The organism is Chelatococcus sp. CO-6, assembly GCF_001271345.1.
Classification (GTDB): Bacteria; Pseudomonadota; Alphaproteobacteria; order Rhizobiales; family Beijerinckiaceae; genus Chelatococcus_A; species Chelatococcus_A caeni.
In genome coordinates, this window is sequence record NZ_CP012398.1 from 536,025 (window position 1) to 548,992 (window position 12,968).

At 70.3% G+C, this 12,968-nt stretch carries 13 protein-coding genes; 5 read left to right on the forward strand and 8 right to left on the reverse strand.

Annotated elements, in window-relative coordinates; translation table 11 throughout:
- Nucleotides 1-2 precede the first annotated feature (2 nt).
- Nucleotides 3-2,105, forward strand: a complete 2,103-nt coding sequence (locus tag AL346_RS02655) for a hypothetical protein (RefSeq protein WP_019400315.1) — start codon at nt 3-5, stop codon at nt 2,103-2,105.
- Here the strand turns inward: AL346_RS02655 and AL346_RS02660 are convergent.
- Nucleotides 2,080-2,589: a GNAT family N-acetyltransferase gene (locus AL346_RS02660; RefSeq protein WP_053193225.1), complete on the reverse strand. Its 510-nt coding sequence runs from the start codon at nt 2,587-2,589 to the stop codon at nt 2,080-2,082. The genes AL346_RS02655 and AL346_RS02660 overlap by 26 nt on opposite strands.
- A gap of 307 nt (nt 2,590-2,896) precedes the next feature.
- Between AL346_RS02660 and AL346_RS02665 the strand changes: the two genes are divergently transcribed.
- Nucleotides 2,897-3,883: a glutathione S-transferase family protein gene (locus AL346_RS02665; protein ID WP_019400313.1), complete on the forward strand. Its 987-nt coding sequence runs from the start codon at nt 2,897-2,899 to the stop codon at nt 3,881-3,883.
- Between the two features lie 3 nt (nt 3,884-3,886).
- Here AL346_RS02665 and AL346_RS02670 read toward each other — a convergent pair whose 3' ends face one another.
- Nucleotides 3,887-4,375 carry an NUDIX domain-containing protein gene (locus tag AL346_RS02670; protein WP_019400312.1) on the reverse strand — a complete coding sequence of 163 codons (489 nt, stop codon included), beginning with the start codon at nt 4,373-4,375 and terminating at the stop codon, nt 3,887-3,889.
- Between the two features lie 362 nt (nt 4,376-4,737).
- Here AL346_RS02670 and AL346_RS02675 point away from each other — a divergent pair, with 362 nt between their 5' ends.
- Both AL346_RS02675 and AL346_RS02680 read left to right on the forward strand, forming a co-directional pair.
- Nucleotides 4,738-5,631: a metallophosphoesterase gene (locus tag AL346_RS02675; RefSeq protein ID WP_019400310.1), complete on the forward strand. Its 894-nt coding sequence runs from the start codon at nt 4,738-4,740 to the stop codon at nt 5,629-5,631.
- A 132-nt stretch (nt 5,632-5,763) separates the two neighbouring features.
- Nucleotides 5,764-6,810: a methyl-accepting chemotaxis protein gene (locus tag AL346_RS02680; protein WP_019400309.1), complete on the forward strand. Its 1,047-nt coding sequence runs from the start codon at nt 5,764-5,766 to the stop codon at nt 6,808-6,810.
- 31 nt (nt 6,811-6,841) lie between these two features.
- Here AL346_RS02680 and AL346_RS02685 read toward each other — a convergent pair whose 3' ends face one another.
- Nucleotides 6,842-7,390 carry a hypothetical protein gene (locus AL346_RS02685; protein WP_019400308.1) on the reverse strand — a complete coding sequence of 183 codons (549 nt, stop codon included), beginning with the start codon at nt 7,388-7,390 and terminating at the stop codon, nt 6,842-6,844.
- Between the two features lie 105 nt (nt 7,391-7,495).
- On the opposite strand from AL346_RS02685, the gene AL346_RS02690 reads away from it, so the two are divergent.
- Complete coding sequence (locus AL346_RS02690) at nt 7,496-7,984, forward strand: YbaK/EbsC family protein (protein ID WP_019400307.1); 489 nt, start codon at nt 7,496-7,498, stop codon at nt 7,982-7,984.
- A 3-nt stretch (nt 7,985-7,987) separates the two neighbouring features.
- Here the strand turns inward: AL346_RS02690 and AL346_RS02695 are convergent, their stop codons facing one another.
- The 5 genes from AL346_RS02695 to AL346_RS02715 form a co-directional block, all read right to left on the reverse strand.
- Entirely contained in the window at nt 7,988-8,734 is a 747-nt protein-coding gene (locus AL346_RS02695; protein WP_019400306.1) for an SDR family oxidoreductase, read from the reverse strand.
- A 310-nt stretch (nt 8,735-9,044) separates the two neighbouring features.
- The gene (locus AL346_RS02700; protein WP_019403967.1) at nt 9,045-9,839 is read right to left on the reverse strand and encodes an ABC transporter ATP-binding protein; all 795 of its coding nucleotides are present in this window, start codon (nt 9,837-9,839) and stop codon (nt 9,045-9,047) included.
- Nucleotides 9,836-10,741: an ABC transporter permease gene (locus AL346_RS02705; protein ID WP_040405296.1), complete on the reverse strand. Its 906-nt coding sequence runs from the start codon at nt 10,739-10,741 to the stop codon at nt 9,836-9,838. The genes AL346_RS02700 and AL346_RS02705 overlap by 4 nt, the downstream gene beginning before the upstream one ends.
- A 176-nt stretch (nt 10,742-10,917) precedes the next feature.
- On the reverse strand, nt 10,918-11,877 hold the full coding sequence (locus AL346_RS02710; RefSeq protein ID WP_040405294.1) for an ABC transporter substrate-binding protein: 960 nt from the start codon (nt 11,875-11,877) through the stop codon (nt 10,918-10,920).
- Nucleotides 11,878-11,906: 29 nt separating this feature from the next.
- Nucleotides 11,907-12,965 (reverse strand): Glu/Leu/Phe/Val dehydrogenase, encoded by a 1,059-nt coding sequence (locus tag AL346_RS02715; protein WP_019403964.1) that lies wholly within the window; start codon nt 12,963-12,965, stop codon nt 11,907-11,909.
- Nucleotides 12,966-12,968 lie beyond the last annotated feature (3 nt).

The following is a 12,968-nucleotide window of genomic DNA, read 5'->3' on the forward strand; positions in this document are numbered from 1 at the left end:
GCATGCTGAGCCTCTCCTTCACCCCGCTCGTTCCGACCCTCGTGCTCGCGGCCGTCGCCGTGCTCGCGGCGGTGGCGGCCCTCGTCTCCGTCCTGACCCGCGGCCTCGCCGGCATCGTGCGCGCCCTGGCGCTCGCCTGCCTCGTCATCGCCCTCGCCAATCCCTCGCTCGTGCGCGAGGAGCGCGAGCCGGTGAAGGACATCGTCGCCGTCGTCGTCGACCGCTCCACCTCGCAGACGCTCGGGCCCCGCGCCGCCCAGACGAGCGCGGCGGTGGAAGAACTGCAGAGCCGCCTCGGCGCGATGGACCGGGAGATCGAGGCGCGCTTCGCCACGGTGACCGACAATGTCGGCGGCGGCGACGGGACCCGTCTCTTCTCCGCCCTCTCCGACCTGCTGGCCGACGTGCCGAGCGAGCGCATCGCCGGCGCCCTGCTCGTCACCGACGGCGTGGTGCACGACATTCCGGGCTCGACCGCCCTCCTCGGCTTCAATGCGCCGCTGCACGCCCTCGTCACCGGCCACGAGGGCGAGCGCGACCGCCGCATCGCCCTATTGGAGGCGCCGCGCTTCGGCCTCGTCGGCAAGGACCAGACCATCCGCCTGATGGTGGAGGAGCGCGGCGGCACCGGCAATGCGACGCTCACCGTGCGCCGCGACGGCCAGCTGCTGCGCACCCTCACCGTCGCGACCGGCCGCCCCTTCGCCTTGCCGATCACCATCGACCACGGCGGGCCGAACGTCGTCGAGCTCGAGGTCGACGGCCTCGACGGCGAGCTGACGAGCGCCAACAACCGCGCCGTCCTCACCATCGAGGGCATCCGCGAGAAGTTGCGCGTGCTGCTGATCTCGGGCGAGCCGCACGCGGGCGAACGCACCTGGCGGAACCTCCTGAAGTCGGACGCCAATGTCGATCTCGTCCACTTCACCATCCTGCGCCCGCCGGAGAAGCAGGACGGCACGCCGATCAACGAACTGTCGCTCATCGCCTTCCCGACGCGCGAACTCTTCCAGCAGAAGATCAGCGAGTTCGACCTGATCATCTTCGACCGCTACGCCAACCAGAGCATCCTGCCGAACATCTATTACGACAATATCGCCCGCTATGTGCGCGAGGGCGGCGCGCTGCTCGTTGCCGCGGGCCCCGAGTTCGCCACGGCCGGCAGCATCGCCCGCACCGCGCTCGGCCCGGTCCTGCCCGCGGCGCCGGACGGGCGGGTGCTCGAGGCCCCCTACAAGGCCGAGGTGACCGATACGGGCAACCGCCACCCCGTCACGCGTGCCCTGCCGGGCAGCGAGACCACGCCGCCGACCTGGGGCGAATGGCTGCGCCTCGTGGGCGCCCATGTCGACACGGGCTCTGTGCTGATGTCCGGCTCGGAGGAGCGTCCCCTCCTCGTGCTGTTGCGCGAGGGCGAGGGCCGCGTCGGCATGCTGCTGTCGGACCACGCCTGGCTGTGGGCGCGCGGCTACCGCAACGGCGGCCCGCATCTCGACCTGCTGCGCCGCCTCGCCCACTGGCTGATGAAGGAGCCTGCTCTCGAGGAGGAGGCGCTCAGGGCCAACGCCCGCGGCGGCGAGATCCTCATCGAGCGCCAGACCATGTCGGACGCGCCCGGCCCGGTCGTCGTGACGAGCCCGGACGGCACAACGCGCGAGGTCACGCTCACCGGCGGCGAGCCGGGCCTGTTCAACGCCGTCGCCCCCGCCGAACAGCTCGGGCTCTACCGGCTCGCGAGCGGCGATCTCGCGGCCTTCGTCAATGTCGGGCCAGAGAACCCGCGCGAGCTCACCGACGTGTTCAGCGACACCGAGCGCCTGCGCCCGCTGGCGGAGGCGACGCGCGGCTCCGTGCGCCGCATCGCGTCCGGCACGACGGGCGCCGTCGACCTGCCGCGCCTGACGCTGGTTTCCAGCGGCTCGCGCTTTGCCGGCGGCGACTGGATCGGCCTTCGGGCCAGCGGCAGCGCCGTGGTGCGCGGCGTCTCGGTGATGCCGCTCGGCTACGGCTTCCTCGGCCTTGCGCTGCTGCTCGGCGCCGTGCTCGTCGTCTGGCTCGTCGAGGGCCGGCGCCGCGGCCTCAACGATCCCGACGCAGTGCGCTGACAGGTCCCCGCGCCCGCTCCATCACTCCCTCCTGCAAGGGGCAGGCGAGGAAACGGCGCGGATCGACCGGCCCCGGCAGCGTGAACTGGCCCGGCGGCACCGGCGCGAAGCCGAAGCGCGCATAATAGGGCGCATCCCCGACGAGAAGGACGAGGCTGTGGCCGGCCTTGCGGGCCGCGTCGAGCGAGGCGTTCATCAGCGCCGCGCCGATGCCGCGGTTCTCGAAGGCGGGATCGACCGTGAGCGGGCCGAGCACGAGCGCCGGCTCCTCGCCCGCCATCACCGGCGAGACGCGCACGGAGCCGACGATGAGCGTGCCGACGAGGGCCGTGAAGGAGAGCTCCGCGAGCGGCGGCACGCCTTCGCGCAGGCGAAAGGCGGTGCGGGAGAAGCGCCCCGGCCCGAAGGCGCGTTCGTGCAGCTTTTCCACGGCCTCGGCATCGGCGGGCAACTCACGCCGGATGGTGAGCTTGAGATCGGTCATGACGGGTCTTGCGGAAGGATGTTTCCATCGGTGCCGCTCCAGGAGGGAGCGGCGGCGCGCATGATGCTGCGGCCGCTCGGCGCGGCCGTGTCGTTATCGTCGTCGCTGGGCAGCAAAGATGCGCACGTCGCCATCCGCTCTCGTGAGGATTGCCGCTCTACCACACACCTCGCCGCACCGTCCATGGCCTTGGTAGGGCCGCTCTGCTTCTTCCCATCCGTGCAAGACCGGTCTTGCACGCCTGCCCCTCCCGCCCGGCGCCGCCTATGTCATGGTTGAAGCGAAGGACACGCGAAAGGATGACGTCATGGGTCTGCTCGTCGATGGGGTGTGGCACGACGAATGGTACGACACGAAGAGCACCGGCGGGCGCTTCGTGCGCAAGGATTCGGCCTTCCGCAACTGGGTGACGCCGGACGGCGCGCCGGGGCCAAGCGGCGAAGGCGGCTTCAGGGCCCAAGCCGGGCGCTACCATCTCTATGTCTCGCTCGCCTGCCCCTGGGCGCACCGCACGCTCATCTTCCGCAAGCTGAAGAAACTCGAGGACATCGTCTCCGTCTCGGTCGTCGATCCCTACATGGGCTCGGAAGGCTGGGTCTTCGGCGACAGCCAGGGCACGGTGCCGGACACCGTCAATGGCGCAAGGCGCCTCTACGAGGTCTATCTGAAGGCCGACCCGCACTACAGCGGCCGCGTCACCGTGCCGGTGCTGTGGGACAAGGAGCGCGGAACGATCGTCAACAACGAATCGAGCGAGATCATCCGCATGTTCAACGCGGCCTTCGCCGCCTTCACCGACGTCGCGGACGACTATTATCCCGAGCCGCTGCGCGAGGCGATCGACCGCATCAACGAGCGCATCTACCACGCCGTCAACAACGGCGTGTACAAGGCCGGCTTCGCCACCACGCAGGCCGCCTATGAAGAGGCCTTCGACGCTCTCTTCGCCGCGCTCGACGAGCTCGATGCCCGGCTGGCCACGCGCCGCTACCTCCTCGGCAACCGCCTCACCGAAGCCGACTGGCGGCTGTTCACGACGCAGGTGCGCTTCGATGCCGTCTATGTCGGCCACTTCAAGTGCAACCTGCGCCGCATCGCCGACTATCCCAACCTCGGCCCCTACCTGCGCGACCTCTACCAGGTGCCCGGCATCGCCGGGACGGTGAACATGGAGCACATCAAGCGGCACTATTATGAGAGCCACAGGACCATCAACCCGACGGGCATCGTGCCGCGCGGCCCGGCGCTCGACCTCGACGCCCCGCACGGCCGCGAGCGGCTCGGGACGGGCTGAGCCTCACCAGTCGGGCGAGGGCGGCCGCTCCTCGACGATCTCGACAATGCGGGCGCGCGTGCCGGGCGTCACGCCCTCCGGCAGCGCCGTCACGGGGAAGAAGCCCGTCTCGACGATCTCCTTGTCGGGCGGGCGCGGCCCCGCCTCGAACTCGCGCACGACATAGATGGCGACGTGGTCGCGCCGCGACACCTTGCGGTTGAAGAAGATGCCGTGCAGCGCGATTTCGCCGCCGGGCACGATGTTGCCCTCCTCCGCAAGCTCGCGGTAGAGCGCCTCGAGCATGCTCTCGCCGGCTTCCACCCCGCCGCCGGGCAGGTGCCAGCCCGGCGTGTAGCTGTGGCGCACCAGGAAGACGCGCTCGTCCTCGTCGATGACGGCGGCGCGGACGCCGAGCGTCATCGGCCGCGAGAAGCGCCACCAGGTGTGCATCATGCGTCGGGTCACGGGTTCCAGCCCGTTCATCCGGTGCGGAAGCGCGATGCCGCCCATCGGGAAGATCTCCTGAACAAGTCGTTAACGCCGCCCGCTATCCCCATGCGCCCAGCGCATATCTCAATTGCCTCTTTGCCCGACGATATGACGTGCAGACACGAAAGAGAATCGCCATATGAGACGGGAAACCATACGGCAAGGACAGGGCCAATGCTTCTCACCTTCATTCTCTCGCGGCTCTCGCGGCTCCGCAGCTATGCGTGGCAGCCTGCGGTCCAGCTCGACGATCCGCAGATCATTTCGACCCTCATTCCCGACGCGCAGCACTGACAGCGCGTCACAACCGCGCTTTGTCAGCGCCTGCGGCTTGACGCGCGGGCTCTGAGCGGCGATGCCTTGGCAGTCCACCTGGATTGCCAATGTATCTCATCGCCCACCTTTCCGATCCGCATATCGGCCCCATTCCACAGCCCAGGCTGCGCGAGCTCGTCGGCAAGCGCATGACGGGCTATGTCAACTGGCGCCGCGGCCGCAAGGTCGCGCACGACATGACGGTGCTGGAGCGGCTGATCGAGGACATGCGGGAGCACCGGCCGGACCACATCGCCTTCACCGGCGACATCGCCAACATCGGCCTCGCCTCGGAATTCCCCATCGCCCGCGCCTTCCTCGAGCGGCTCGGCGCACCGGATTTCGTCTCCTTCGTCCCCGGCAACCACGATGCCTATGTGCGCGGCTCGCTGAAGCCGCTGGCCAATGCCCTGTGGCCGTGGATGGCGAGCGACGGCGCCTCCTCCAGCGCCTTCCCCTATCTGCGCCGCCGCGACGGCATCGCCTTCGTCGGCCTGTCCTCCGCCGTGCCGACCATGCCCTTCGTCGCCAGCGGCACGCTGGGCAAGCCGCAGCTCGCCGCCTTCGAGGCGATGATGGACGACCTCGACCGCGAGGGCCTGTGCCGGATCGTCATGCTGCACCACCCGCCCCTGCGCGGCGGCACCGCCGTTGGGCGCAGCCTCACCGACGCCGCCGCCTTCGAGAAGGTCATCGCCCGCGTCGGCGCGGAGCTGGTGCTGCACGGCCACAATCACCGCACCTCCCTCACCCATATCAAGGGCAAGCACGGGCCGGTGCCGATCCTCGGCGTGCCGTCCTGCTCGGCCATCAAGGGCACGTGGACGCACCGGGCCGGCTATCATCTCCTCACCATCGAGCCGGACGGAGCACGCTCGCGCATCACCGGCCTCACCCGCGGCCTGACGCGCGAAGGCGCCATCGAGGAAATCGGCAGGCTCGACTTCACGCCGGCCCCCTGACGCAGGCCACCCTCCCGCGCCGACAGCCCTGCACAAGCGCGGCGGCCTAGATTCCGTCCGTTTTACCGGCCGTCACGCCTCCGGCTGTCCAGCCGGTCATCCGGCGGGCCGGTCGCTCAACGGGAACACGTCATGGCGGAAGTCAACGGCGACAGCTCCATCCGGCTCAGCGACATCGCGGCGCGCACGGCGACCGCGCGCGACCTCACCAATGCCAAGGTGGGGCAGATCCGCTCCGTAACGCAGCGCCTGCGCATCCTCGCCCTCAACGCGCTCGTCGAGAGCGCCCGGGCGGGTGATGCCGGACGCGGCTTCTCCGTGGTGGCGCAGGAGGTGCGCGGCACCTCCTCGCAGGTCGAAGGCATCGCCAGCTCGCTCGAACGGGAACTCGCCGGCGAGATCGCGGCCCTGGAGCAGCTGACGCGGCTGATGGCGGGCGAGGCCCAGGGCCAGCGCCTCGTCGATCTCGCCCTCAACGCCATCGAGATCATCGACCGCAATCTCTATGAGCGCACCTGCGACGTGCGCTGGTGGGCGACCGATTCCGCCATCGTCGATGCCGCCGGGCAGCCGACCGATGCGGGCTGCCGCCACGCCGGCAAGCGCATGGGCGTGATCCTCTCGGCCTACACCGTCTATCTCGACCTGTGGCTCTGCGACCTCGACGGGCGCATCCTCGCCTCCGGCCGGCCGGACCGCTTCGCCGTCGCCGGCCGTGAGGTGCGCGACCGCGACTGGTTCGTCCGCGGCAAGGCGCTCGCCAGCGGCGACGACTATTACGCCGGCGACATCGCCGTGGAGCCTCTGCTCGGCGGCGCCCGCACCGCGACCTATGCCGCGAGCGTGCGCGAGGGCGGCACGGCAAACGGCCGGCCGCTCGGCCTCCTCGCCATCCATTTCGACTGGGAACCCCAGGCACGCACCATCGTCGAGGGCGTGCGCCTGCGCCCGGAGGAGCGCCAGCGCTCGCGCGTCCTGCTCCTCGATGCGCACAACAGGGTGATCGCGGCAAGCGACGGCAAGGGCGTGCTGAGCGAGCGCTTCAACCTCGTCACCGGCGATCGTGAATCCGGCTTCTACACGGAGGCCGGCGGCGCCACCGTCGCCTTCCACAAGACCCCCGGCTACGAGACCTATGCCGGCCTCGGCTGGCATGGCGTCATCCGCCAAGAACCCTAAGCTCGCCCTGATCCGGCTTCATCACGGGCGGCTATCCCAGAACCTTCCACCACAGCGCCAGGTAGAACAGCGTCGCCCCGACGATCGCCCCCATGACGAAGGCGAAGAGAAGGTCGCCGCCATGGCCGCCGGCCGCCTGCGGCTGCGGTGTTGCCGCGAGGCCGCCGTCGGCGGCCAGCGCCTTCTCGCGCTCGACGAGCCGCCGTGCCACATAATCCGTCACCGCCCGCCGGATGGTGTCGACATCCTCGCTGGCGGCCAGCACCCGGCGGCCGTGGCGCGTATCGACGAGGAAGCGGTAGGTGCGCCGGTCGCGGTCGACCTCGACGAAGGCGAGCACGTCGACATAGAAGCGCGGCTGCTCGCCCGCGACGAGGCCGTGGTCGAAGAGGTCGATGCCCTCCGGCAGGTCAGCCAGCACGGGCGCGAGCGCCGCCGCGACGAGTTCGAGACGTGCCAGCGCCCCGCTTCTCAGCTCCGCGACCACGTCGGAGCGCTCGGCGTCCTCGAGGCGTGCCCGGCGCACGGCCTCCCTGAGGTCGCCCTTCTCCCCTTGCGTTGACGGAGGGTGCTCGTTCATCTCTCTTCCATGCACGGCGTCGGCCGCCCGGCGGCCATGGTAGACCATCACCTAGCCGCTGCGAATGCGGCAGAAAGCCGGGACGAGGCAAAGGAGGCGAAGGGAATGAGCGAGACGACACAGGAACTGCCGGCGAGTTCGGCACGCGTGGCCGAGGCGGCGCGCAGGCTCGGCCTCGCCATTACCATCGCCGTGCACGACCGGCCGACCCGCACGGCGGAAGAGGCGGCGGAGGCCTGCGGCACAGGCGTCGAGCGCATCATCAAGTCGCTCGTCTTCGAGGGCGCCGACAGCGGCCGGCCGTATCTCCTCCTCGTCGCCGGCAACAACCGTGTCGACGAGAAGAAGGCGGCCGCGACCCTCGGCGAGGCGCTGCGCCGGCCGGATGCCGGCAAGGTGCGGGCGCTGACAGGCTACGCCATCGGCGGCATCCCGCCGTTTGGCCATGCCGAGACGCTGCAGACCTTCATCGACGCGGATCTCCTCGCCCATGACATCGTCTGGGCGGCCGCCGGCACGCCGACGACCGTCTTCCCCGTCGATCCGCGGCGCCTCGCCGAAGCGACCGGCGCCACCGCCATCACGGTCGCCTGATCCTCAGACGCAGCGCCCGCCGTCGACCTCGAGCACCGAACCGGTGATCATCGACGCCTCGTCCGAGCACAGGAACAGCGCCGCATTGGCGATGTCCTGCGGCGTCGACAGCCGCCCGAGCGGGATCGAGGCGCGGAAGGCCGCCCGCTTCTCGGGCGTGTCCTCGCCCATGAAGGTGGCGAGCAGCGGCGTCTCGCCGGCGACGGGCGCGAGCGCATTGACGCGGATGCCCTCGGGCGCGAGCTCGACGGCCATCGACTTCGACAGGAGGTTCACGGCGCCCTTGGAGGCGTTGTACCAGGCAAGGCCCGGCCGCGGCCGGATGCCCGCCGTCGAGCCGATGTTGAGGATGGCGCCGCCGCCCTGGGCCCGGAACTGCGGCACGAAGGCCTTCGCCATCAGGTAGATCGACTTGACGTTGACGGCGAAGACCTTGTCGAACTCCGCCTCGCTCACATCGAGCATCGGCTGGTTGCGGTGGCTGACGCCGGCGTTGTTGACGAGGATGTCGAGCCGGCCGAAGGCGGCAAGGACCGTCTTTGCCGCGGCCTCGACCTCGTCCCACCGCGACACGTCGGCGGCGACGGCGATGGCCCCGCCGCCGATCTCGGCCGCCGTCGCCTCGGCCGCCGCCAGGTTGAGGTCGAGCACGGCGACGCGCGCGCCCTCACGCGCGAAGGTGGCCGCAATGCCCTTGCCGAAACCCGACGCGGCGCCCGTCACCAGCGCCGCCTTGCCGTTCAGTCTCATGACGCCTCCGTTTGAGTGCGAATGAATCGCTGCTGGCTAGCATTTTGCGACCGGCTTGTCTCGCCGCAGCGGTGGAGCGCCGCTCGAGCGGCGTGCCGCTGGACAGTCACAACGAAGACAAGCGCCGTTGATCCCTCCCCTTCAGGGGAGGGTGGATCGCGCCGAAGGCGCGAGACGGGTGGGGTCAAGGCTGGGAACGACGCGCGAGTTTTCAGCCGATGGCCCCCTCCGTCGCTGCTTCGCAGCGCCACCTCCCCCATACGGGGGAGGATCAAGCCCGCTCGCAGTCCCACGAGATGTCTTTTCCCGCTCAGCTCGTCAGCAGCCGGTCCTCGGCCAGCTCCTCGCCCCGCGCCTTGCGGAAGGCGTCGATGAGGTCCTCCACGGTCAGCTTGCTGCGGTGCTCGCCGGAGACGTCGAGCAGGATCTGGCCCTCGTGCAGCATGATGGTGCGCGTGCCGAGGTCGAGCGCCTGGCGCATGGAATGGGTCACCATGAGCACGGTGAGCCCGAAGCGCGCGGCGAGCGTGCGCGTGAGGTCGAGCACGAAATCGGCGTTGCGCGGGTCGAGCGCGGCCGTGTGCTCGTCGAGCAGCAGCACGCTCGAGGGAGCGAGCGTCGCCATGACGAGCGACAATGCCTGCCGCTGCCCGCCCGAGAGCGAGCCCATCGGCTGGTCGAGCCTGTCCTCGAGGCCGAGCGCCAGCTCCTTGATGCGCGCGTGCAGCATCTCGGCCCGTTCGCGGCGCAGGGCGTTGCCGAAGCCGCGCCGGCTGCCGCGGCCCGCGGCGAGGGCGAGGTTCTCCGCGATCGAGAGATTGCCGCAGCTGCCGGCCAGCGGATCCTGGAACACGCGGGCGACGTGCTGCGCCCGCGCCTCCGCCGGCTGGCGCGTCACGTCCTGGCCGGCGACGAGGATGCGGCCCGAAGCCGCCGACACGTCGCCGGCGATGGCACCGAGGAGCGTCGACTTGCCGGCGCCGTTGGAGCCGATGACGCAGACGAACTCGCCATCGGCGAGGGCGAGCGACACGCCGCGCAGGGCCCGCCGCTCCAGCGGCGTGCCTGCGTTGAAGACGACGGAGAGATTCTCGACGGCGATCATGCCCGCGCCCTCCGGCCAAGGGTCCGGCCAAGCGCGCGGCCGCGCAGCTTCGGCAGCACCAGCGCGACGAGCACCAGGAGGGCGGTCGCGAGGTTGAGGTCGGAAGCCTGCAGGCCGAGGAAATCGGCGCTGAGCGCAAGCTGCACCGCAAGGCGATAGATGACCGCGCCGGCGATGCAGGAGACGAGCGCCACCCACAGGCGCCGCGACGGCATCACCGTCTCGCCGACGATGACTGCGGCGAGGCCGACGACGATGGTGCCGACGCCGGACGTGACGTCGGCAAAGCCGTTGGTCTGCGCGAAGAGCGCCCCGGCGAGGCTGACGAGCGCGTTCGACAGCATGACGCCGGCGATGACCTGCGCGCCGACGCGCACGCCCTGCGCCCGCGCCATGCGCGGATTGGCGCCGGTGGCGCGCATGGCGAGACCCGTCTCGCTGCGCAGGAACCAGGCAAGGCCGATGAGCGCGACGAGAACGATGACGGCGAGGAACAACGGGCGCACCCACAGGTCGTCGAGCCCGAGGTCGAGGAAGGGCGTCAGCACCGTCTCCTGCGTCAGGAGCGCCACGTTCGGCCGGCCCATGATGCGCAGGTTCACCGAGAACAGCGCGATCATAGTGAGGATCGAGGCGAGCAGGTGCAGCACGCCGAAGCGCACGCTGACGAAGGCGGTGGCAAAGCCCGCGAGCCCCCCGGCGATGATGGCGACGAAGGTCGCGAGCCAAGGATCGAAGCCGGACACGATCATCGTCGCCGCCACGGCCGCGCCGAGCGGGAACGAACCGTCGACCGTCAGATCGGGAAAATCGAGCACGCGGAAGGAGAGATAGACGCCGAGGGCGACGAGCGCATAGACGAGCCCCAGCTCGACGGCACCCACAAGGGCGATTTGACTCATGCGATGACCTGTTCAACCTGCACCGGCGCGCCGGGACCGCCCCCGGCCTCTCGCCCGCTGCAGGGCTCCTGACTGTGGCGTGCCGGGCGCCGCCCCGCAACGCTTTCTCGCAAATCGGGGCGCACGCCACAGCCGCGGCGTGCGCCCCCGTGAAATTTGGCCGACGGTCCGCTTCGTCAGTCGACGACCTTGGTGGCCCGGGCGACGAGCGCCTCCGGCAGCGTGATGCCGAGCTTGGCCGCCATCCCCTTGTTCAGGTAGAGGTCGGTGCCCTGGGCGAAGACCACCGGCAAGTCGCCGGGGTTCTCGCCCTTCAGCACCTTCGCGACGAGCTCCGCCGTCTCGAGGCCGATCTGCTTGTAATTGAAGCCGACGGAGGCGAGCGCCCCGCGGGCCACGCTGTCCGTATCGGCGGCATAGACCGGGATCTTGCCCTGCTGGGCCGCGCCCACCGCCGCCTCGAAAGCCGAGACGATGGTGTTGTCGGTCGGCACGAAGAGGGCGTCGGCCTTGCCGATGAGCCCGCGCGCCGCGGCCTGCACCTCGGCAGATTTCGTCGCCGGCCCCTCGACGACGGCAAGGCCGAGCTTCTCGGCGGCTACCTTGATCATGGCGAGCGAGGTGACGGAATTGGCTTCACCCGGGTTGAAGAGCACGCCGATGGTCTTCACGTTCGGCGTGATCTCCTTGACGAGGGCGAGCTGGTCGGCAAACGGCGCCATGTCCGACACGCCGGTGACGTTGCCGCCCGGCTTCTCGGCGGATTTCACGAGCTGCGCGCCCACTGGGTCGGTGACGGCGCTGAAGATCACCGGGATCGACTTCGTCGCCGACGCCACGGCCTGGGCCGACGGGGTCGAGATGGCGACGATGACGGAGGCCTTGTCGCCCACGAACTGGCGCGCGATCTGCACCGCCGTCGGGGCCTGGCCCTGGGCGCTCTCGTAGACGAAGGTGACGTCCTTGCCCTCGGCGTAGCCGGCCTTGGCGAGGCCTTCCTTCACCCCGTCGCGCACCGCCTCGAGGGCGGGATGGTCGACGATCGCCGTGATGGCGACCTTCGGCGTCTGGGCCTGGGCCAGACCGGCCCCCAGCAGCAAGCCGGCCAATGCGCCGACGATTGTTCCCTTATGCATCCTCACCCCTCCCGGTTCAGAAATGTTCCTCACCGCGTTTGCTGCCGCGCCGTGCGTGCCGCGTCAAGACGCTCCTGCGCCAGATCGACAGCGACGAAATGCGGCGAGCGCCCCTCCCGCGCCGCGCGCACGAAGATCTCGTCGAGCGTGTCGCCGATCTGGTCCACCCGCTGCATCACCTGAGCCCGGTCGTAATTGCCGGCGATCTCGGCGGAGACATTGACGATGCCGCCCGCATTGATGGCGAAATCCGGCGCATAGAGGATGCCACGCGCGTGGAGCGCATCGGCGATCACCTCGTCGGCCAGCTGGTTGTTCGCCGCGCCGGCGACCACCGGCGCCTCGAGCCGCCCGACGGTCTCGGCATTGAGGATGCCGCCGAGCGCACAGGGGGCGAAGACGTCGAGCCGCTCGCCGGCGATCGCATCGACATCGACGATGCGCGCGCCACACCGGTCCGCAACGGTCCGGCACCGCTCCTCGGCGATGTCCGCCACGACGAGCCGGGCGCCGGCGTCGCTGAGGAGGCCGGCCAGCGCCCCGCCCACATGGCCGAGGCCGAGCACGCCGACAGTGATCCCCTCGAGCCTGTTGCGGCCGAGGCGGTGGCGCACCGCCACCTCGATGCCGCGCCACACCCCTCGCGCCGTGACCGGCGAGGGATCGCCGCTCGCCGCCGGGCCCTGGTCGAGCCCCGCCACATGGCGCGTCTCGCCGCCGACGACGGCAATGTCGGACGGGCTCATGCCCACGTCCTCGGCGGCGATGTAGCGCCCGCCGAGGCGCTCGACCGCGCGGCCGAAGGCGGCGAGCAGCGCCGGCGTCTTGTCCTTGTCCGGATCGCCGATGATGACGGACTTGCCGCCGCCCAGCGGCAGGCCGGCAAGCGCGCTCTTGAGGCTCATGGCGGCGCTGAGGCGCAGGACATCGTCGATCGCCTCCTGCTCGTCCCCATAGGCATGGAAGCGCACGCCGCCGCACGCCGGCCCGAGCGCCGTCGAATGCACTGCTATGATCGCCTTGAGCCCGCTGTGCGGGTCGCGAAAGAACGCGACCTCCTCGTGATCCCGAAATGCGGTCGATGTCATCAG